Source organism: Lacibacter sp. MH-610, assembly GCF_045780045.1.
GTDB lineage: Bacteria > Bacteroidota > Bacteroidia > Chitinophagales > Chitinophagaceae > Lacibacter.
This window is the reverse complement of record NZ_CP116002.1, coordinates 2,291,599-2,313,612: the sequence shown is the minus strand read 5'-3', so window position 1 is coordinate 2,313,612 and position 22,014 is coordinate 2,291,599. Positions and strand designations below refer to the sequence as shown.

The window sequence follows — 22,014 nt, the reverse complement described above, 5'->3', positions numbered from 1 at the left end:
ATGACGCTGCAAGATTTTATTCTTGAATTAAACAAAACTGCATTTAAGTTAGAGGATTTATCTGAAGAACTTCAGGAAGAAGCGGAAGATTATATCTCCATCTTTTTTCCGAACAAAAAGGAAAGTATATCTAAAAGCAATGATTTAATTCTTCAGTTCATAGATGAATACGATTCTGCGTTTAATTTGATCAGTCACATTTCATTTAATAATGAAGTGATTGAAGATGACAATTACATTCACTTTGGATGGTCCAGAGAAGATTTATTAGTAATTGATAAAGCAAGCGGCGAAATTATTGCTATAGACTATGCTGTTTACGGGAGAAAAACTTTTGTTTGTGCTGCTTCAAGCGAACAGTTTATGAAAGCTTTTTTAATCGGAGGAATTCATTCAATCGACAAAGAATTTAAATCCGATAACGAACGAATTGAATACCTGGTCAAAAAAGCAAAATTTGCTGCTGATATTGCTGGAGGGGCTGAATATTTGAGGTATTGGAATAGTCTTAATGATACAAATATTTTCTTTGATGAATTTGGAAATCAAATCCCTGAACCTCCATCAAATTCCCGGAATCTGTTGAATTAATAACCTTACTAATCTTTCCTGGCAGCTAAAGAATACCCGTACTGATCTGTTGTAGTTACTTTCACCTCTTTATACTTCAGTTCATTGAACCAACCAATCGCTTTCTCCTTCGGCACTTCATCCCTGAACTCTGGTGTAAACGAATCAAATAAATAAATCAACTCTTCCCGGTAATTCACAGGACGTTTCTTCCTGATTTTTTTTATCAAGAATGTAAAAGGGAAAATAAACAGAGTAATAGTGATGAATCCCAGTTGAATGGGCAATTTGCTGATGAACTTTCGTAACCATAATGCGATTCTATGGTAGAGGTTTTTTTGAGGGTGATAGAGCCAGATGCAGAGCAACCCGTTTTGTTTCAACGTAGTTTCAATACGTTTCAATGATTCAAAAGTGTTATTGGTATGGTGAATCACACCGCTTGAATACAGCAAATCAAAGGTATTGGCAGCAAAGGGCAAATACTGCAGATCGGCCTGCACAAACCAGGCTTTGGAATTTTGGTTGTGCGAATAAGCAGCTTCAACAGCTTTACTCAACTCCACCCCTATTGTGTGCATTTGAGTTGTATCAGCTATTGCTTTTGTCATGAATCCATGACCGCTTCCCACATCAATCGAAAATTGATGAACTGCCAATTCCGCCGTTAACCCGGTTTCACTCAAAAAAACATCTTTCAGCGATGTAATATCCTTCTCCCAGATTTTATCTTTCTTCTCCGCATCCAGGAAGTTCCATTCCCATTCAAAACTCTTTTTTGTCTTCTTGTTTTTAGTCACACATTCTTTCAGGAGTTGTCCATATGCAGCTTCAAGTTGCTGCAGCCTGTTAGATAAATCGGGAACATGCTGCTGCAAAAAGCTGCTGTAATCATACACAGCTTCCACCAGCATCCTTGGAACACCATCGATCACAGGAAAAATAAAACCAAGGGAAGAAAAAAGCAGCCCGGATTTGATTTCTCTCACCGTGCTGCTGTCATAAACTTTATCAAATTCTTCAATCAGTTGAAACTCCAGTTCCGTTTTGGAAACGGGGCAACACAAGTAACGGAGCAATTCAAACTGCATAGAATTTTATTTCAACGCTGCCAGGGCTGTTTTAATACGCTTATACGCCTCTTCAATTTTTTCTAAACTATTAGCAAAGGACAAACGAATACAATCCGGTGTACCAAAAGCCCTGCCGGTAACTGTGGATACGTGAGCCGTGTTGAGCAAGTACATGCAAAGATCATCTGCATTATGAATCGTTTCTGTTCCGTTTGCTTTACCAAAATAACTACTCACATTCGGAAACACATAAAAAGCACCATCGGGTTCAGCACAGGTCCAACCCGGAATTTCATCAATCAACTGCAATACCCTTGCCCGGCGACGTTCAAATTCCTTTGTCATTTCATAGGTAGGTTTCAAATCAGCGGTTAATGCTACAATCGCTGCACGTTGTGTTACCGCATTGGCACCACTGGTAAATTGACCTTGTATTTTTTCACAGGCTTTCGCTACATCTGCATGTGCTGCGATATAACCCAAACGATAACCCGTCATTGCAAAACCTTTACTCAATCCATTTACAATAATCACCTGGTCTTTGATGGCATCAAACTGTGCAATGCTTTCATGTTTACCAACAAAGTTGATGTACTCATAAATTTCATCTGAAATAATAAATATCTCCCGGTATTTTGTAAACACATCCGCCAATGCTTTTAATTCTTCTTTTGTATAAACAGAACCGGAAGGATTACAGGGTGATGAAAACAAAAACAGTTTGGATTTAGGTGTGATGGCTGCTTCCAGTTCAGCACCGGTAATCTTGTATTTATTTTCAAGTTTGGTAGTGAGAATCACAGGAACACCACCAGCAATCTTCACCAGTTCAGAATAAGTAACCCAGAAGGGTGCCGGAATAATTACTTCATCACCTGCATCCACTACGGATAAAATAATATTCGCCAGGCTTTGCTTGGCACCGGTGGATACAACTATGTTTTCAGGTTTATAATCCAGGTTATTGTCTCGCTTCAGCTTTATACATACTGCTTCTCTTAAATCTAAATAACCGGCAACAGGAGTATAGTGACTGAAGTTATCATCAACAGCTTTTTTAGCAGCGTCTTTAATGTGTTGAGGCGTATCAAAATCAGGTTCGCCCAAACTCAGATCAATTACATCAATGCCTTTGGCTCTCAATTCACGGCCGAGCTTGGCCATTTTCAATGTTTCAGGTTCTGCAAACCTGTCGAGTAAAGAAGAAAATTTCATTGCGGTTGTTACTGTTTTATTTGTGTTGTAGTCCTTGCATGCAAAATACTGGATTCACTGCTATTGCTTGTTAGTTGTGCGGCACTACAGAAAGACTTAATGAATCTTTTCCGCCTCTTGCCTGATAACCTTTTAACACCAATGAATATATTTTTTGTTTTGAAAATCGTATCTGATAAGTTTTGGCTACAGTGTTATTTTGCCGCCGCTTAATTTTTACAGTAAGTGTAGTATCTCCTGAAACAGGTGTAAAAGCACCCGATCCACTTAATACGGATTGACTATAGGTTCCATAGTAAACAACAGGATTTGTAAGTAGTAAAGAATCTTCAGCAGAGTTGTTTTTTTTATTGGTGACCAATTCTACTGAATCAATATCCGGACTCAGATGAATCAATCGGATATAAGCCCTTGTACCAAGCCCGGCTGTATCCAGATTATCCTTTACAAAAAAATATTTGATGCGGCCTGCAACGGCAGAATCATACATGAAAAAACTATAGTTCAAACCATCATTAGCATACACCCAGGAAGCTATTTCGGCTGTCCCATTAAAGAGTTTATAGTTTTGAAACCCGCTGTCTATAGTAACAAATGAAGCTGATGGTGTAATGCCGTTGATGTAATTAAAAGTGCCCAATGGTTTTAAATTCTGTTGTAATGAAAGACCATTGGTGTTGGGTGATGCGTTTACAACCAGCAAACGCACCGTAGTACTGCTTACTTTATCCTTTTTACAGGCTATCAAAACAAACATCACAAGTAATAAACTAAAAAACCTCATGAGAAAGGACTTCTTTAAAATGAACAATTCACAAAAATGATATATACCTGTAAATAAATTACTTTTCATAAGTGAGTTTAAACCTGCTTAAATCCGGAACTACTTTTCGCTGACGTTTCGTTTCATAATCATATACCAGCTTGCCCAATGTTTCCAGGAAAGGCATGCCTACGGTGTCAAAATCATAACGGTCATCATTTAAAATACCATCTTCATTACAATAGATGGTAGCACTGAGCATAAACTCAATATTCTTTTCAAAATCTGCAATGTAAGCCACATCCGTTAAGAACCCATAAGCCCAACCTACTTTATTGAAGATGCGGATGTTCTTTGGGATGGAAGTTTTCTTTTGAGTGCCGTACATAAAGAACTTCACATAACCATCGTAATGCTCCGCCAAATCATAATCAGGATATTTTGTTTCACTTGGCAACTGGCTCATGTATTGATAGAGAAAACGGTAATCATCTTCTGTAAAATTAAACCGTTGTTGCTTGGGTACTGACTCAGGGAAAATAACTGAACGGAGCAGCTGGTGCAGATCCGTTAAATAAAACCTGTTCTTACGGCTGAAGTTGAACGGCTCGTTTACCAGCTTATCGCCACTCATATAACCCTTCCCTACAAAATCAGTACGGGGTTGATACACATAATTGCTGGCGATATTAGGTTGCTGATACAGGATGGCACCACTGCTGTCACGGAAACTTACGGGATTTGTATTGCGGTGCTGCTCTTCCGGCATACTGATACCGAGACGATGAAGAATCTGTGCTTCTTTATATCCTTTGCTTTTTAACCGGTCATTCATATACTGCTGCCCCAGCAATTCATACAGCCGGTTACTGGCGTCATTATCACTTACAAGGAACAACTTTTTAATATAGTGCTCTGCTGTAGGCCGGCCATCAGCGCTGGTAGGATCGTTGTAAACCGCCGTTTGACCAGCATATCCTTTTTCGGTAATCATGGTAGCACTACGGTTGATTTTGAGTTCGTTCAGTCGCTCCAGCGCCAGGAAAGCGATGGGCATTTTTACAGTGGAAGCCGGATAGAAATACAGGTTCTTATCCACATTAAAATAATGGTCTGTAAACCGGGGACGGTTTTTGGCATCCCTGTCAATCTGGGTGTAAATGATCTGGATGCGCAGGCTGTCCCGGCTTTTTAAAGCATTGGCAAAAGCAGGATTCCCGCTCATGAGCTGTTCCAGGAACGGCTCTTTGGAAACAGCCGTCCGGCTTGTTTTACAACTTTGAACTAACGATAAAACCATGAGTGTACAGGCGGCTAAAAAGGAGAATCGGAACATGCCCAAAAATAAGCGTTTCAGGCTATCCTTCATGGGTTTAAAATAGAGGATAACCGGTGCTTTTCGGCTGTTCGCTTTCAGCCCATTTCCCCTATCTTTGCCCGCCTTGCGAAGCGGGGTGCTTTGCAGGAAATACGTATTTAAACGAAACCCAAATTCAATTTATTAATTATGGCACTGAAAGGTTTGGTAAGGTTTTTTGCGATTATGCTGATTCTGATATCGCTTTACCAATTAAGCTTTACCTGGATTGTAAAGAATTTTGAAAACAAACAGTTAGACAAAGCAAAACGGTTTGTAAAAACCAACTTTGGAACTGCTTCTAAGGAAACACAGGACTCTGCTTTGAACGCTGTGTACCGCAGGTATCTTGACAGCCTCAAGGAAAAGCAGATCATGAATATCCCGATCCTGTACTCAAAGCTTACTTATCAAAAAGCAATTGAGCAGGAATTGAATCTTGGTCTGGATTTGCAGGGCGGTATCAACGTAACGCTGGAAGTTGGTCTGGATGGTTTGATCCGTTCCATGAGCAACAACCCGAAAGATCCTGTTCTGAATAAGGCGCTTGAAAGAGCTACTCAATTAAAAGCAAACAGCGATGCAGATTATGTAACACTGTTCCTCAATGCTTTTAAAGAACAGAATCCGAATGGTAAGTTAGCCGGTTTCTTTGCAGGAGCTTCGCAAAACAGCCGTATAAAAGTTACTTCTTCTGATGCAGATGTTATTGCTGTAATTCGTGAAGAAGCGAACCTGGCGGTAAAACGTACCTACGACCGTTTAAGTGCCCGTATTGATCAGTTTGGTGTAGCCCAGCCTAATATCAACCTGGATCAGAATAAAGGAATCATTAACGTGGAATTAGCCGGTGTTCAGGATAATCCTGAGCGTGTGCGTAAATACTTACAGGCAACAGCCAACCTGGAGTTCTGGGAAACCTATACAGTAGATCAGAATTTCTTTGTGCAATACATTGCTCCCATTGATGCCAAAGTAAAAGATTTTCTTAACGGTGTTAAATCAACTGATACTACAACTGTTGATACCACAGCCAAAGCAAATGACACTACTGCTAAAACACAGTTGCCAAAGACGGGTTTAACCGGTAACGACAATGCGTTTACCAGTTTGTTGCAGCAGCCCGGCGGAACGGTTAACCCCAGTTCCATGGCTACTTTGGGATTTGTATTAGTAAGAGATACCGGCAAATTTTCTACTTATACTAATTTGGAAACTGTACGTTCTGTACTTCCTTCTGATTTACGTTTTTATTTTGGTGCCAAACCAATAAAGAATAAAGCTGGCGAAAGTTTGCTGGAAGTTTTCGCTATCAAAACCATTGCCGGAAGCGATAAACCTAAATTAAGTGGTGAATCAGTAATTCAAGCTGGCCAGGATGTGGATCAAAGAAATGGTGAAGTACAGGTTACCATGGGTATGGATAATAAAGGTGCAAAAGCATGGGAAAAGTTAACAGGTGATAATACCGGTCGTGCTGTTGCTATTGTATTAGATAACTATGTGTACTCTGCTCCCCGTGTAAACCAGGCTATTGCCGGTGGTAACTCTGTTATCAGCGGAAGCTTTACAATTCAGGAAGCACAGGACTTAGCGAATATCCTTAAAACAGGTAAACTGCCTGCACCTGCTAAAATTGTTCAGGAACAGGTAGTAGGTCCTACGCTTGGTGCTGAAGCCATCAAAGGTGGAACCATGTCCTTCGTTATTTCATTTGTGGTGATCTTCATCCTCATGCTCATCTATTATAATACCGGCGGATGGGTTGCCAATATTGCCTTGATCTTAAACTTATTGTTTACAGTAGGTGTACTAAGTTCACTCGGTGCCACTTTAACTGCTGCAGGTATTGCCGGTTTGGTATTAACCATCGGTATGGCGGTAGATACGAACGTAATCATCTTTGAGCGTATCAAAGAAGAATTAACCAAGGGTAAGAGCTACCAGTTAGCAGTAGAAGATGGTTATAAACGTTCACTCGCTCCTGTACTGGATGCGCATGTAACTACCTTGTTAACGGCCATCATCCTTTTCTATTTTGGTTTGGGTCCTGTACTTGGTTTTGCAACTACGCAGATTATTGGTATTCTTCTTTCTTTGTTCTGCGGAATTCTTGTATCAAGATTGATTACAGATTTCTGGACAAATAAGAAGCGTCACTTTGAATATTTCACGCCTATCAGCCGCCGCATCTTTAAACATGCAGCTTACAAATTCATTGAGTACAGAAAGATTGCTTATGGTATTTCTGTGGTAGTACTGATCTTAGGTATTGCCTCTGTGTTCAACGGCTTTGATTACGGTGTGGAATTTAAAGGAGGCCGCAGCTTTACAGTGAAGTTTGATAAAAACATGAACAGTGATGAAGTACGTGAAGCTCTTAAAACTTCTTTTGGTCACTACCCTGTTATTAAAACAGTGGGTGGTCCTGATCAATTAAATATCACAACGGACTACTTGATTGATAAACCCGGACAAACTGTTACTTCAGAAGTACAGCAGAAATTGTTTGAAGGATTGCAGAAATTCCTGCCCGCAGGAACTACGGCTGAGCAGTTTGATAAAGTTTATAAGAAGAGTTCACAAACGGTATTACCTACCATTTCTGATGACCTGAAAAAAGGTGCTCTCTGGGCAACCATTGTATCACTGCTGGTAATTACGGCTTATATCTTCATCCGTTTCCGTGACTGGAGATATTCAGTTGGTACAATTGTGGCGTTGTTGCACGACGTATTGGTAACGCTGGCAGTATTCTCGTTCCTTAAAGGCGTGGTACCGTTCCCTCTCGAAATTGATCAACACTTTATTGCAGCGGTGTTAACGGTGATTGGTTTCTCTATGAACGATACGGTGATTGTATTTGACCGTGTGCGTGAATACAGCCGCACCATGTTTGGTCAAAGCAAAACAACCATTCTGAATAAAGCTATTAATGATACCCTGGCCCGTACTATCATGACCTCTTTAACGGTGTTCTTAACACTGTTAATCCTCTTCATCTTTGGTGGTGAAGTAACAAGAGGTTTCGCCTTTGCGATGTTGATTGGTGTGGTTACCGGTACCTACTCTTCTATCTTTGTAGCTGCCCCCATCCTTATTGACTTTGCAAAAGACAAGCCTTTGGGTGAGCCTGAAAAAGATAAAACATTGGCTAAAGCCAGACATTCGATCAGTTAATCGAATCACTTTAAATAAAAAACCCCGCTAATTGCGGGGTTTTTTCATATAGTCTTCAAGTCAACTGGTTCTTATATTTAATTATTATCAAACCCATTCAACATCTTACTTCCTACTTCTTACTTCTTACTTGCTACCTCCCGCCTCACTCCTCCCTGAATCCTATCCAATATCGGGTGTTCTTATTAAAAACCCAGTACGTATCATTGCTGTAAGAGAAATTAAAGAAGGATTCCGGTTTAAAGCTCAATGGCAGTTTTACAATCCTGGTCATGTATCCTGTTTTAATATTATAAAGTTCCACCTGCTTTTCGGTAACATTCAATAAACCGATTTCAGCACCCTGTTTACCGGTATAAATAAGAGAGCGTGTGTTGTAGTTACTTTCAAAACTGTTTCCTGTTCCCGCATCAGCCGGTGTTTTCTTTCCGATGTACAATTGAATTGTCTTTCGTTTTTCTTCACCATCCGTTGTATAGCAGTCAATATTCAATCCGTTTAAGAACAGCACTTCATTCTCCTCCGTGTTCAATACGCCGGGACTGTGATCATCAGGCTGATACCGGCCTTTCTTAAAAATATTAATAGACTCCACCATTCCTTTCTTGTCCAGTTCATAACTAAACCATCCGTTTTGTGCATACCCGTTTCCGCCAATGTCTTTGGTTCTTGGGTTATACCACAAACCACGGATATCAATCAAGGTTGATTGCTCAACTGGGGAAACCACATTTCCGCTTTCATCAAAAATCACCAGCGGAAATGAAGCATTGCCGGCCTGTGCTGCATAATAGAGTTTTTCTTTGGGGTGATAAACAACAGATGCCCCGTTGGCACCGCCTTCCGGAATTTTTACTTCCATTACTTTACGGGCATTTACAAACCGGAACGTAGTCTCTCCTTTGTTATTCCTGTCTGTGTTGGCGGGTTCACCTGCTGCAGTAATTAAAGCATTGGCCGCATTTCTTTTTTGTGCATGGGTACAAAGGCCCAAAGCCAGGAGTAAAACAAGCATCGTTTTTCGGGTCATACAATCAATTTACTGCGAATTACAAAACTTCTGCAAAACTGCAATACCTGCGGGATGGTATTTTATAAAAAGATTTTCTGAAAGCATTTCCATCCTTTTCCGCCAGCAACAGTACTGCTTAAAAACAATTTATTCCAACCACAGATCCGGGCACTTTCAGTTTACGTAGATAGTAGGGTATGTGTTTTACAAGGGTACAAAAACACCGGATCCAAAAAGCGCATACACCATTTTTTCCAAAACTTAAAAAGAACAAAAATGAAAAAGACAAAAATGATTCTGGCAACACTTGCCGTGGCAGCAGTTGTAACAGGAGGTTTTATGTACGCTGCCGATCACGTGGATGCACCGGCTGTAACAGGTGCTTCTACTGATATTACAGATGTGTACGCTTTCCGGGCACAAGACCCCAACAACCTCGTATTTGTTGGAAACGTACAGGGGCTCCTGTCTCCTGAAAACACCGCAGCCGCTCAATTTGATGAAAACACCTTGATTGAATTCAACATTGACACCAATGGTGATGCTGTGGAAGACCTCGTAATTCAGGCCATTCCTAAAAACAAAAAAATGCGCATCTACGGTCCTTACACACCTACCATGACCGGCAGTAAAAGCCAGATTGCAGTAAATGAACTGAGCGTGGAAGTGGATGTAACTCCATACGGCAGTGCAGCCATCAGCAAAACAGGTAAAGGTATTACCGCCTTTGCTGGTCCACGTGATGATCCTTTCTTCTTTGACCTTGTACAGTTCCGTAAAATTCTTGCAGGTGAAGCAAGCGGTTTCAACAACCCCGGCACTGATTTCTTCAAAGGAACCAACGTAATGAGTGTGATTGTAGAAGTTCCCAAATCATTACTCGGCAGCGGTAACAGTCTCAATATCTGGCTCGAAACAAAAAAGAAAATCTAAACCATTTTACCAATTTTTAAATTTTCAATCATGAAACATACAATTCATTTTTCTATCAAAACAATTGCACTCCTGTTCGGTCTTACCGTTTCATTTGCTGCCTGTAAAAAAGATCCCGTAGTACCACCTCCTGCTGATGTTTATGAACTGGCTGATCAAATGGCCCGCCCTGCTATCAATACTGTTTTTGTAAGCACTACTGAAAAGGACATGTTTAATACTACCATTCCTTCTGAAATGGCGGCAAAATTCGGTGCAAAATTCAAAGCAAGATTACTGGCCCTGAACCCCGGTTATACAACCAATGCACTGGGTATGAACGCAGATGTTTTTTCAGGCGCACTGGTGACTGATGTATTAACGGTATCCAAAACAGGTGTTACTACTTTCTTTGATGGTACCAACGTATTAACCGGTCGTGCTTTAGCCGATGATGTGATTGATACAGAGTTACTGCTCATATTTGGTGGCCCTGCCGGTACTTCAAATCCTGCATTAACCAGCGATCATGTAAACGCTAATGACAAAGCCTTTTTAACTTCTTTTCCTTACCTGGCAACGCCTCATTAATACTTAACAGGAGCGGAACTATGAATTGTTCCGCTCCTGTTTACAATTCAACTATTCCTTTCACTCTTCAATAAAATTCTTTTTATGTTACACCAACGGAAATGGCGCTTCCTGCAACTTGTTGGATTGCTCAGCATGATTATTCTCATCATCAGCAGTTGCACCAATCAACAGCGTTCAATTACCAACCGCAAAGATTACATGCAGTTCTTACAAGCTTCCACTGCTGAACTGGATAAAATTGACAGGGATATTGCTTTCTGGTCCAATAAACTTAAAGAGGATTCATCGCATACAGGCGCCCAATCAAAACTTGCAGGATTGTATAACAGAAGATTCCATTTTTCCGGTAATATCAACGAATTATTTACAGCAACCGGCTATTATGAACAAGCTAACAGGCTTCAAAAATTATTTACGGCTTCAACTTATCGTCAACTCGCTACGCTATCTATAACCCAACATCGTTTCTGGCAGGCAAAATTTTACCTGGACAGTGCTTACCGGCTTGGTGATAATCTTGCCTATACCTTATTACAGCAGTTTGATGCCGAACTGGAACTGGGCAATGCCGCTGCTGCAGAAAAAATATTAAACCGTTATCCGCAACAGCAATCTTTTGAAGTATTGATCCGTAAAGCAAAGCTGAGTGATCACAACGGAAATCTTGACAAAGCAATTGAATTGCTGGAACAAGCTCTTGCAAAAATTACATTAACTAATAACCCGCATGAATGGTCATGGGCAAAAAGTAATCTTGGAGATTATTATTCACATGCCAATCGTTTTACTGATGCGTATAATGCTTACCTCGCCGTTTTAAAAGAAGAACCACAAAACTATCATTGCTTAAAAGGCATTGCATGGCTGGCTTTTTCAAAAGACAGAAATACAGCCGCCGCAAAAGAAATTCTTATGTTCTTAAAAGAACAACATCCCGTTCCGGATTATGACTGGATGCTGGCAGAAATAGCAGCGTTCGAAAAAGATGAAACAGCTCAAAAGAATCACCTCGCTGCTTTTGAACAAACAACAACAGGTAAAATTTACGGTGCTATGTACAACAAATATCTTTTTGCGCTGTACGCAGATGAAACCAAAGATTATGCAAAAGCCCTCACTATTGCACAAGAAGAAATAAAAAACCGTCCCGTACCAGCCTCCTTTGATATGCTGAGCTGGGTACACTACCGTCAAGGCAATTTCAAAGAAGCTTTGGCCATTGCAAAAGCCAATGTTGAAAACAGGTGCTTTGAACCGGATGTGCTGTATCATCTGGCTCTGATTTATAAAGCCAACAATCAAACCGATAAGTACAATGAATTGATGAAAGAAGTGAGCACAGCAATTTTTGAACTCGGCCCTTTGTTTGAAAAAGAATTACAAAACAGTTAGAACCGCCACATGAAAAAGATTTGCATACTGCTGTTGATCCTGTTCAGTTCTGTACGGTTCGTTCATGCCCAGAACAATATCAGTGCACGCATTCTTGATAAAAATACCGGTGAGCCGGTAGAAGCTGCTGTTGCACGATACGAAGGTTCTAAATATGCACTTTCTGATAAAGAAGGGATGATCTACATTACTACAACAGAAAACGAAGCCCTTGTTTACATTACTGGTATCGGTTATGAAGCTACGGAAGCAGTGCTGCAAAACAACCGTGTTACAGATATTAAACTTCAGGCAGCAGGTGTAAACCTTCAAGAAATTATTATTGCGGCGCCCGGTACTATTCATCCTGCAATGAATACAGTAAGTAAGATTGATCTTAAACTAAGACCTGCAAAATCTGCACAGGAGTTGCTTCGCTACGTACCGGGATTGTTTATTGCCCAGCACCAGGGTGGCGGCAAGGCTGAACAGATTTTCTTAAGAGGATTTGATATTGATCACGGAACAGATGTGGCCATTTCAGTAGATGGATTACCGGTGAACATGGTGAGCCATGCACATGGCCAAGGCTATGCTGATTTACATTTTCTCATACCTGAAACTGTTAAACAACTGCAATACGGAACGGGCCCTTACGAAGCACAACAGGGAAACTTCAGTACGGCAGGTTATGTTTCTTTTGAAACCGTCAATAAACTTGAAAAGAATTCAATAGTAGCAGAGGCCGGTCAGTTTCAAACACTGCGTACGGCAGCTTTTATTCAGCTATTGAACAAAGAAAACAAAAGTGCCTACTTTGCTTCAGAGTACCTGTTCAGTAACGGCCCGTTTCAAAGTCCGCAACAGTTTAACCGCTTCAACTTTTTTGCTAAATACAACCAGCAGCTCAATACGAATAATCAACTGCAGATCATTGCTTCAAATTTCAACAGCAAATGGAATGCCAGTGGACAAATTCCTTTACGTGCTGTTGAAACCGGACTCATTAACCGTTTTGGTGCTATTGATGATACAGAAGGCGGCTCTACCGGAAGAACAAATCTGAGTCTTCGTTTAAAAACAAAATTCTGGAACAGCACTTTGAGTAATCAGCTCTATTACTCCCATTACCGGTTTGATCTGTTTTCCAACTTTACTTTTTTCCTTGTTGATTCTGTTAATGGAGATCAGATCCGCCAGAAAGAAGCACGACAACTCTTTGGTTACAATGCTTCGATTCAGTTCAATAAAAGCAAAGGAGCTGTTCCCGTACAATCAACACTTGGATGGGGTTTAAGATCAGATCTTACAAACAATTCAGAATTATCCCGCACGCTGAGCAAAACAATATTGCTGGAATCCAAAGCCCTTGGTAATATTCATGAAACAAATGCTTTTGTGTATTTCAATCAAATGATTGAAACCGGAAAATTCATCATCAACCCCGGGTTACGAACTGATCTTTTTTTCTTTAACTATGAAGATGCGCTTACACAAAGTACCGGCAGTGTACAAAAAAGTATCATCAGCCCAAAACTTAATTTCTACTACAATCATCACAAAAACCTGCAATTGTTTTTAAAAACAGGCAGAGGCTTTCATAGTAATGATACAAGAGTGCTATTGCAAAACAACAGCCGGCAAATTTTACCTGCCGCTTATGGTGCTGACTTTGGCGCTACTATGAAACCTGTTCAAAACCTGGTGCTTACAGCTGCTGCCTGGTATCTCTTTCTCCAACAGGAATTTATTTATGTGGGCGATGAAGCGGTTGTAGAAGCCGGGGGGCGCACAAGAAGACTTGGCCTGGATGTATCAGCAAGATACCAGTTCAACAGTCACTGGATGATTGATGCCAACCTCAACCTTGCAAAAGCAAGAGATATTGAAAGTGCAAAAGGCGAAAATTATATTCCGCTTGCTCCATCTGTTACAAGTATTGGCGGCATCAGTTACATGAGTAAAAAAGGATGGAACAGCAGTCTCCGTTACCGTTATATGAAAGACCGTCCGGCCAATAATGACAACTCTGTTATAGCGGATGGATATTTTGTAACAGATTTTGCTGTCAATTACACTACGAAGAAATTTGAATTTGGTTTGATTGTAGAAAACCTGCTGAATGCAAAATGGAATGAAGCACAGTTTGAAACAACCAGTCGTTTAAAAAATGAAGCGGCACCTGTAACAGAACTTCATTTTACCCCGGGCGTTCCTTTCTTTGCAAAGGCAAGAATCAGTTTCTTCTTTTAAAAGGATAAAGTAAAAATCAGAGAAAAACGGTTCCGGTAATTACACTGCAAAGCTGCTGCCGCAACCACAGGTTTTGCTGGCATTGGGATTGGTGAAGGTAAAGCCACGGTTGTTTAAACCATTATCCCAGTTAATTTCCATACCGTAGAGGTAAAGCCCGTGATTTTTATCCATGATAAAGGGAACGCCTTCCACTTCATACATCTCATCGTTTTCCGTGCGGTCATCCATCTCCAGCACATAGCTCAGTCCGGAGCAGCCGCCGCCTTTGGCACCTACACGCAGGTATTTACCGCTGCTGTCAGCAGCAACCACTCTTTTCAATTCTTCAATGGCAGATTTTGTAAAGGAAACCGGTGCTGTAAGTGATGTTTGTACCATAATGCTGCAAATTTATGAAATAACAACTGATTGGGCGAATGGTTTACAGCACTTACATTTGCGTACTATGGATGCTATCTATTATTATCTTTTTGGCGCTACGGCAGTACTCTTTATTGGTTTAGGTTGGTACCTGCGGGTAAAAGGCCGTAAGGAGTTACAGCAACAGGCGGAGCTGGAAGCCCGGCAAATGCAAAGCAACCCTGCCGTTCAAAACACGGTTCGTAAACCATCTGCCAATCCTGAAATGTTACGGTTGCAATTGCAGGCTTATGAACGACTGATTATTTTAACCGAACGTATGGGCTTACAAAACCTGTTGAGCCGTTTTGATGTAAACAATACCAATGCTGCACAAATGCAGCAGCAGTTAATACAAACCATCCGCAGCGAGTTTGAGTACAATGTGAGTCAGCAGCTTTATGTTTCTGCCAAAGCTTGGGATGCAGTGAGTAATTTAAAAGAGCAGAACATTTTTATCATCAATCAACTCTCTGCCATGATTTCTCCTGATGCACCTGCGCTTGAGCTGGGTAAAAAAGTAGCTGAATTACTGGCGGCCGATGAAAATGCTTCCCTGCAACCGGTAGTTTCTGCCCTGCTGCGTAAAGAAGCAAAGGAACTCATACAGGGCTAATGAATATCAGTTATTCAGTTGATGAAACCATCACTTTAAATTTTCAGCAGCGTTTAACTTTACACGGTTTAATATTTCTTTATGGCAGATGAAAAAAAGATTTATACTGATTCAGGCATTGAAATAAAAACGCTTTATACATCCGCTGATGCTTCCGCAACTGTTCCCGAACAACCGGGACAATTTCCTTTTACCCGTGGTGTGCAGCCGGATATGTACCGTGGAAAATTATGGACAATGCGGCAATACGCCGGTTTTTCAACAGCCGAAGAAAGTAATAAACGTTATCATTATTTGTTGAGCCAGGGTGTAATGGGTTTGAGTGTGGCATTTGATTTACCTACACAGATCGGTTACGACAGTGATCATGCATTAAGTGAAGGTGAAGTAGGAAAAGTAGGCGTGGCCATTGACAGCATCGAGGATATGCAAACCCTTTTTAAAGGAATTAAACTGGAAGATGTTTCTACCAGTATGACCATTAATGCAACGGGTTTTATTCTGCTGGCTTTTTACGTAGCATTGGCCAAACAACAGGGCGCTGATTTAAAAAAGATTGCAGGTACCATTCAGAATGATATTTTAAAAGAATATGCTGCAAGAGGCACTTACATCTATCCTCCCAAACCCAGCATGCGCATCATCACAGATATTTTTGAATGGTGCAGTAAAGAATTGCCTAAGTGGAATACAATTTCCATCAGCGGCTATCATATCCGTGAAGCAGGAAGCACTGCTGTGCAGGAAGTAGCATTTACACTTTCAAATGGTAAGGCCTATGTAAAAGCTGCGTTGGAAAAAGGACTTGATATTAATGTATTCGGCAAGCGTCTCTCCTTCTTTTTTAATGCACATAATAATTTGTTTGAAGAAGTAGCTAAGTTCAGAGCAGCACGCAGAATGTGGGCGAAGATGATGAAAGAACTTGGTGCTACTGATCCTAAAGCCATGATGCTTCGTTTTCATACGCAAACAGGCGGCAGTACTTTAACTGCACAACAACCTTTGAATAACATAGCAAGGGTAACGGTGCAAACATTAGCTGCGGTATTAGGCGGCACACAATCATTACATACCAATGGTTATGATGAAGCATTAAGTCTGCCTACAGAAGAAGCAGCCCGTATTGCATTACGTACACAGCAGATAGTTGGTTTTGAAAGCGGTGCTCCTGATACGGTTGATCCATTGGCAGGAAGTTATTTTGTTGAAGCACTTACAAACGAAGTAGAAACCAAAGCATGGGAGCTGATTGCAAAAATTGATGCCATGGGTGGCAGCGTAAGCGCTATTGAACAGGGTTTTATACAGGATGAAATTGCAAGAAGTGCTTATGAATACCAGCGGGAAATTGAAAATGGAAATAAGATTATTGTGGGTGTCAATAAATTCCAGGTAGAAGAACAGAACAATACACCGCTTTTGAAAATTGATGACAGTATCCGTCAATTGCAAACAGAAAAATTAAAACAATTACGCAGCAACAGGGATGCTGCCAAAGTAGATCAATGTTTGCAGCAGATCAATGACTGTGCTGTGAACGGCACCAACCTGATGCCCGCCGTTATTGAAGCTGTGGAAAATAAATGTACACTGGGTGAGATAGCGGATGAACTGCGAAGTATCTTCGGAGAGTATAAATAAACATCACAATCAGGATAAGTTCTGATAGAAATCAAAGAAAGGAAGAAACCGTTTTATAGTTTTACATAAACAATTTATATGGCACATACTGCACCCACCATACAGCCCGATGAGAAAATCATTGCCTTTTTGCTGTCAAACTCTGTAGTTTCCATAGCTACTTCTGTAGGCAATCAACCTTACAGCGCCAGTTGTTATTATGCGTATGTAGAAGGTGAAGCCTTTATTGCTTTTAAAAGTGACAGCGACACCCGCCATATTGAAGAGGCGCTGCAAAACAACAAAATAGCAGGTACTATTTTGCCTGATAAGATTGTAAAAGCAAAACCACAAGGCATTCAGTTTACCGGCACTTTTATGAAAGCTGAAGGTGAAACAGGTAAAAAAGCAAAAGAAGCTTACCTGAAAAAATATCCTGTTGCCGGCATTTTCAGGGGCGATATCTGGATGATTGAACTGGAGCATATCAAGTTTACTGATAACACGCTTGTGTTTGGAAAGAAATTACTTTGGGAGCGTTAAAGCATTTCATTGAAAGCAATAGGAAGCGGGCCATGCCTGCTTTTATTTTTTAATTATCTTTCCGCAAATCAACATTGAAATGAAACGAATTGGTCTACTTCTCATTCCTGTTCTGGCAGGTATCGTAACATCTGCACAAACCACACAACAACTGATTGAAGCCAAAGCAAAAGCCATTCTTCCCAAAGTAATTGAATGGCGCAGGCATATTCATCAAAATCCTGAACTGGGCAACCGTGAATTTAAAACGATGGAATATATCGCTGCCCATTTAAAAAGTTTGGGATTAGAAGTTACAACTGGTGTAGCCAAAACAGGGGTTGTTGCTATTTTAAAAGGTGGTAAACCCGGTCCTGTAGTAGCCCTGCGTGCCGATATTGATGCATTACCGATTAAAGAAAGAGTGGACATTCCTTTTAAATCAAATGTAATGGCAGATTACTTAGGCAACCAGGTTCCCGTGATGCATGCTTGCGGACACGATAGTCATGTAGCGATGCTGATGGGTACTGCAGAAATATTGGCCGGCATGAAGAAAGATGTACCGGGCACCGTAAAATTTATTTTTCAGCCGGCAGAAGAAGGTCCGCCCGGTAATGAAGAAGGTGGTGCTCCTTTGATGGTAAAAGAAGGCGTGATGGAGAATCCAAAAGTGGATGCCATCTTTGGTATTCATATTGATGCAGATGTTGAAGTTGGAAAAATTCAATACAAGAACGGTGCTTTTATGGCCAGCAGTGATTGGTTTACTGTAAAAGTAAAAGGTAAAGGTGCCCATGGTTCTGCACCTTGGTCGGGTATTGATCCTATTATGATTTCGGCACAAATCATTAACGGGTTGCAGACCATTGTGAGCCGTAATGCTGATTTAACCAAAGCACCGGTGGTGATCACTGTTGGAAAGTTCCAGGGTGGCGTGCGTGAAAATGTAATTCCTGAAGAAGTAAATTTTAGCGGAACCATCCGTACATTGGATAGTAAGATGCAAAAAGAAGTATGGGAAAGAATCAAAACAACAGCAACAAAAATTGCTGAAGCTAATGGCGCTACTGCCGAAGTGGAGATCATAAACAAAACATTGGTTACTTACAATACACCCGAATTGGTGAAAATGATGTTGCCTTCACTTGAAAATGCAGCCGGAAAAGGAAACGTATTTGAAGGTGTATGGACAACAGGCGCTGAAGACTTTTCGTTCTTTGGCGAAAAAGCTCCTGCTTTCTTTTTTAATGTAGGTGGCATGAAGAAAGGCGGTCCGGCAACCAATCATCACACACCTGATTTTTATATTGACGACAGCCAGTTGGATGTAGGCGTGAAAGCTTTCTGCAATATTGTGTTTGATTATGCAAAGGTGAAGAAGTAAGCATTGGTCGGTACGGCCCTTAGGCCGTCAGACCAAATGATAACAAAACCTCACAGGCAAAAAAACTGTGAGGTTTTTTCAATACCGTTTTAAAAACTTATTCTTCAGCAATTGTTCCATCACTTCTTCTTTTTCACTACGGCTGATGGGGATGCGATGGGCTCCTATACGTATTTCATTCCCTTCAATGGATTCAATTTTTGCCGCATTTACAATAAAGGATTTATGGGTTTTGATGAACTGAGATGCAGGCAGATATTCTTCCACAGAACGCATGGTTAAATAGCTGATGTATTTCTTCGCAGCCGTATGAATACACACATAGTTCTGCAACGCTTCTACAAACAATAACTCATCAAAAGCGATCCGCACCAGTTGATTATCCGCTTTGATAAAAAAATCTTTTTGCACATCAACTCCTGTTTGCATTTGTTTGTTTTGCTGCCGCAACTCATAATACTCTTTGGCTTTGAGTGCTGCTTTTAAAAACCGGTCAAAGGAAATGGGTTTCACCAGGTAGTCCAGTGCATTCAGCTCAAAACCCTCCAGTGCATATTGGGGATAGGCTGTTGTAAAAATAACCGGTAACGTCTGTTGAAATGATTTCATAAAATCAAGCCCGGTTATTTTTGGCATTTGTATATCCAGTAATAAAAGTTGCACTTCTCCCCTGCTAAGTACATCCATTGCTTTGAGCGGACTGTCAAACTCGCCGGCTAATTGCAGAAAGTCAACATCAGCAATATATTCTTTCAACCCTTTGCGGGCCAGCGGTTCATCATCAATGATGATTGTTTGCAACTTCATCAGAGTTTCAGTTTTAAATGAACTTTGAAAATTTCCGGCTTATTTTCAATCTGCAATTCATACTTACCGGGATATAACAATTCCAAACGCCGCTGCACATTTTTTAAACCGATTCCGCCCGGCATTTCTGCATTAAGCTGTTCCTCTTTTGAATTGGTCACATCAAAAAGCATTTGTCCGTTGCTGCGGTGCAGGTGAATGTTTACAAAGTTTTCTGCATCCTGTTTGTGAGAAATATGTTTGAAGGCATTCTCCACAAATGAAAGAAGGAGTAACGGTTCAATGCTGAAACCTTTTACTTCAGCCGAAGTATTGAACTCCACTTTATAGTTTTCATCCTTACGCAGCTTTTGCAGATGTACATAATCCTTCAGAAAATCTATTTCTTTTTCAATCGGTATTTTGTTACCGCCTGCTTCGTACAATTGATAACGTAACATTTCAGAAAAACGATGTAAGGCTTCTCTTGCCTCTTTGTTTTCTTTGTCAATCAAAAAATAAACGGCATTGAGCGAGTTGAACAGAAAATGCGGATTGATCTGTGATTTTAAAAAACTCAATTCCGCCTCCGCTTTTTCTTTGGCCATCTCCGCCATCTTCTTCTGCATTTCAATAAAGTCAAACATCAATTTAAATGCAACACCCGCTAATACGAGAAAGAAATGCGGAATCACATTATCGTATATACGTGCTTTCCAGTTACCACTAAAACTCAACAGGTTGGGGTTGTTCATGATACGGCCCAGCACATTCATCTTCACCAGGCTGCTGGTAGTAATCAATACAATAAACGCAAGCGCAAACAGGATGTATTTCTTTTTGTACAATAGTTTCGGAATCAACAAGTAATTGGTGAGGTACACCATCAATGCCAGGTCCACCACTTTCACCAATGTAATTTTAAACGCAGTGGCAGGCAAAGAAAAATCTTCATAACGCAAAAAGAACCAGGTGCCGAAAATGAGCAACCAGATCAGCAGGTGATGCAGCTTGTAACGTATGAAGAAGGAAGCGTTATGCATGGCTCAAAATAAATGTACAACAATCAGCACATAAAAAGCATTACACCTTCTGCTGCTTTATGCTGACGAATGGCACCCCTGCTGTTCATCAAAAAATGCCTGCAACTGGTGTAATGAATTTGCAGCAACGATGAATGGTTGTCAATTTTGGAATAAAATAATAGAAATATGAAATCCATCATCTTCATTGCTGTGTTTTGCGGGCTGATGCCGTTTGTTGCCTGTACACAATCTAACAAACCCAATCCCAAAGACAAACCTGTAGGTGGCGGTTGCGAAGGCTGTGAAGCGATTTATGAATGTCCGGTTCCATTTTCAAAACTCAATCACATTGATACCTTACCAGATTTTCAAGAGCCGGGTCCCAAACTGGTGGTGAGTGGTGTTGTGTACAAAGCAGATGGTTTAACTCCTGCTCCCAATGTAGTGTTATATGTGTATCATACAGATCAGAAAGGTTTATACTCAAAAGGCGATAAAGGTTGGGGTAAAAGGCATGGCTATATCCGTGGATGGGTACGTACCAATGCCAAAGGTGAATATAAATTTTATACGCTCATACCGGCATCCTATCCTAACAGCACTATTGAAAAACATATTCACCCCACCATTAAGGAAGAAGGTTTTACAGAATATTATATTGATGACTATACGTTTGATAACGATAAATTCTTAAACGGCGAACTGCGTAAACGGATGGAACTCCGTGGTGGTAACGGTGTATTGGTAACAGAATTTAAAAACGGAATGCACCATGCTACGAGAAATATTTATCTCGGCAGAAATATTCCCGGTTATCCGCAAACCAAAACCGGATTGCAAAGCGGACTGGAGCGGGATGATAACTGCCCGGCTTTTGATCCCATTCATTTAAGCGGTGCTGATAAAGGCCGTGATGCCTGCCCCATGTGCAAATACGGTTATGGTCAAGGTGTGATGGTGTGGTTCAATCACACCAGCCTGGACACGTTGAAAACATTTGCACTATTACTTGAAAAAGAAATGCAGCAAAGAGGCCCCAAAAATTTCCGGGCATTTCTTGTGTACATGAATCCGGCTTATAAAGAGAATGATGCTAAAAGCCAGGAAGTATTAAGAAAGAAAATCATGCGCTGGTGCGAAGAACAAAATTTAAAAAATGTTGCCATGCTATGGGTAAGTTCACCGGTGGATGAAAACTGTGAGCTGTATCACATCAATCCGGCTGTAACGAATACTGTTATGACTTATCAACGAAGGAAAGTAGTGAACAAGTGGGTGAATCTTCCTTACAGCCATTCTTCCGTTGCAAAAATTCTTTTAAGTTTACAACCTGCAACTGCATCAAATCATTAA

At 40.7% G+C, this 22,014-nt stretch carries 19 protein-coding genes; 11 read left to right on the top strand and 8 right to left on the bottom strand.

Annotation, left to right across the window (positions count from 1 at the left end; genetic code table 11):
- On the top strand, window positions 1-591 hold the full coding sequence (locus PDL71_RS10620) for a hypothetical protein (RefSeq protein ID WP_407520775.1): 591 nt from the start codon (window positions 1-3) through the stop codon (window positions 589-591).
- Window positions 592-599: 8 nt separating this feature from the next.
- Here the strand turns inward: PDL71_RS10620 and PDL71_RS10615 are convergent, their stop codons facing one another.
- From PDL71_RS10615 to PDL71_RS10600, 4 genes are all read right to left on the bottom strand, one after another.
- Window positions 600-1,661, bottom strand: coding sequence for a methyltransferase domain-containing protein (locus PDL71_RS10615; RefSeq protein WP_407520773.1), 1,062 nt, complete (start codon window positions 1,659-1,661; stop codon window positions 600-602).
- 6 nt (window positions 1,662-1,667) lie between these two features.
- Window positions 1,668-2,858 (bottom strand): pyridoxal phosphate-dependent aminotransferase, encoded by a 1,191-nt coding sequence (locus PDL71_RS10610; protein WP_407520771.1) that lies wholly within the window; start codon window positions 2,856-2,858, stop codon window positions 1,668-1,670.
- A 70-nt stretch (window positions 2,859-2,928) separates the two neighbouring features.
- On the bottom strand, window positions 2,929-3,642 hold the full coding sequence (locus PDL71_RS10605; RefSeq protein WP_407520769.1) for a DUF4397 domain-containing protein: 714 nt from the start codon (window positions 3,640-3,642) through the stop codon (window positions 2,929-2,931).
- 58 nt (window positions 3,643-3,700) lie between these two features.
- Window positions 3,701-4,957, bottom strand: a complete 1,257-nt coding sequence (locus tag PDL71_RS10600; RefSeq protein ID WP_407520767.1) for a serine hydrolase — start codon at window positions 4,955-4,957, stop codon at window positions 3,701-3,703.
- Between the two features lie 171 nt (window positions 4,958-5,128).
- Between PDL71_RS10600 and secDF the strand changes: the two genes are divergently transcribed.
- The gene (gene secDF / locus PDL71_RS10595) at window positions 5,129-8,158 is read left to right on the top strand and encodes a protein translocase subunit SecDF (RefSeq protein ID WP_407520765.1); all 3,030 of its coding nucleotides are present in this window, start codon (window positions 5,129-5,131) and stop codon (window positions 8,156-8,158) included.
- 145 nt (window positions 8,159-8,303) lie between these two features.
- Here the strand turns inward: secDF and PDL71_RS10590 are convergent, their stop codons facing one another.
- The gene (locus tag PDL71_RS10590) at window positions 8,304-9,188 is read right to left on the bottom strand and encodes a hypothetical protein (RefSeq protein ID WP_407520763.1); all 885 of its coding nucleotides are present in this window, start codon (window positions 9,186-9,188) and stop codon (window positions 8,304-8,306) included.
- 258 nt (window positions 9,189-9,446) lie between these two features.
- On the opposite strand from PDL71_RS10590, the gene PDL71_RS10585 reads away from it, so the two are divergent.
- The 4 genes from PDL71_RS10585 (at window position 9,447) to PDL71_RS10570 (ending at window position 14,300) form a co-directional block, all read left to right on the top strand.
- Window positions 9,447-10,103, top strand: coding sequence for a DUF4331 family protein (locus tag PDL71_RS10585; protein WP_407520761.1), 657 nt, complete (start codon window positions 9,447-9,449; stop codon window positions 10,101-10,103).
- Between the two features lie 30 nt (window positions 10,104-10,133).
- The gene (locus tag PDL71_RS10580; RefSeq protein WP_407520759.1) at window positions 10,134-10,673 is read left to right on the top strand and encodes a DUF4331 family protein; all 540 of its coding nucleotides are present in this window, start codon (window positions 10,134-10,136) and stop codon (window positions 10,671-10,673) included.
- An 84-nt stretch (window positions 10,674-10,757) separates the two neighbouring features.
- On the top strand, window positions 10,758-12,068 hold the full coding sequence (locus PDL71_RS10575) for a tetratricopeptide repeat protein (protein ID WP_407520757.1): 1,311 nt from the start codon (window positions 10,758-10,760) through the stop codon (window positions 12,066-12,068).
- Window positions 12,069-12,077: 9 nt separating this feature from the next.
- Window positions 12,078-14,300 carry a TonB-dependent receptor gene (locus PDL71_RS10570; protein ID WP_407520755.1) on the top strand — a complete coding sequence of 741 codons (2,223 nt, stop codon included), beginning with the start codon at window positions 12,078-12,080 and terminating at the stop codon, window positions 14,298-14,300.
- A 39-nt stretch (window positions 14,301-14,339) separates the two neighbouring features.
- Here PDL71_RS10570 and PDL71_RS10565 read toward each other — a convergent pair whose 3' ends face one another.
- A complete protein-coding gene (locus PDL71_RS10565; RefSeq protein WP_407520753.1) occupies window positions 14,340-14,681 on the bottom strand; it encodes a HesB/IscA family protein in 342 nt (113 codons plus the stop codon).
- Window position 14,682: 1 nt separating this feature from the next.
- Here PDL71_RS10565 and PDL71_RS10560 point away from each other — a divergent pair, with 1 nt between their 5' ends.
- The 4 genes from PDL71_RS10560 (at window position 14,683) to PDL71_RS10545 (ending at window position 18,850) form a co-directional block, all read left to right on the top strand.
- Window positions 14,683-15,318, top strand: a complete 636-nt coding sequence (locus PDL71_RS10560) for a hypothetical protein (RefSeq protein WP_407520751.1) — start codon at window positions 14,683-14,685, stop codon at window positions 15,316-15,318.
- An 81-nt stretch (window positions 15,319-15,399) separates the two neighbouring features.
- Window positions 15,400-16,962, top strand: a complete 1,563-nt coding sequence (locus PDL71_RS10555; protein WP_407520749.1) for a methylmalonyl-CoA mutase — start codon at window positions 15,400-15,402, stop codon at window positions 16,960-16,962.
- A 78-nt stretch (window positions 16,963-17,040) separates the two neighbouring features.
- On the top strand, window positions 17,041-17,484 hold the full coding sequence (locus tag PDL71_RS10550; protein WP_407520747.1) for a pyridoxamine 5'-phosphate oxidase family protein: 444 nt from the start codon (window positions 17,041-17,043) through the stop codon (window positions 17,482-17,484).
- A 79-nt stretch (window positions 17,485-17,563) separates the two neighbouring features.
- Window positions 17,564-18,850, top strand: a complete 1,287-nt coding sequence (locus PDL71_RS10545) for an amidohydrolase (RefSeq protein ID WP_407520745.1) — start codon at window positions 17,564-17,566, stop codon at window positions 18,848-18,850.
- Between the two features lie 78 nt (window positions 18,851-18,928).
- Here the strand turns inward: PDL71_RS10545 and PDL71_RS10540 are convergent, their stop codons facing one another.
- A complete protein-coding gene (locus PDL71_RS10540; RefSeq protein ID WP_407520743.1) occupies window positions 18,929-19,657 on the bottom strand; it encodes a LytR/AlgR family response regulator transcription factor in 729 nt (242 codons plus the stop codon).
- Window positions 19,657-20,679 carry a sensor histidine kinase gene (locus PDL71_RS10535; RefSeq protein WP_407520741.1) on the bottom strand — a complete coding sequence of 341 codons (1,023 nt, stop codon included), beginning with the start codon at window positions 20,677-20,679 and terminating at the stop codon, window positions 19,657-19,659. The genes PDL71_RS10540 and PDL71_RS10535 overlap by 1 nt, the downstream gene beginning before the upstream one ends.
- Window positions 20,680-20,847: 168 nt before the next feature.
- Between PDL71_RS10535 and PDL71_RS10530 the strand changes: the two genes are divergently transcribed.
- Window positions 20,848-22,014: a hypothetical protein gene (locus tag PDL71_RS10530; RefSeq protein ID WP_407520739.1), complete on the top strand. Its 1,167-nt coding sequence runs from the start codon at window positions 20,848-20,850 to the stop codon at window positions 22,012-22,014.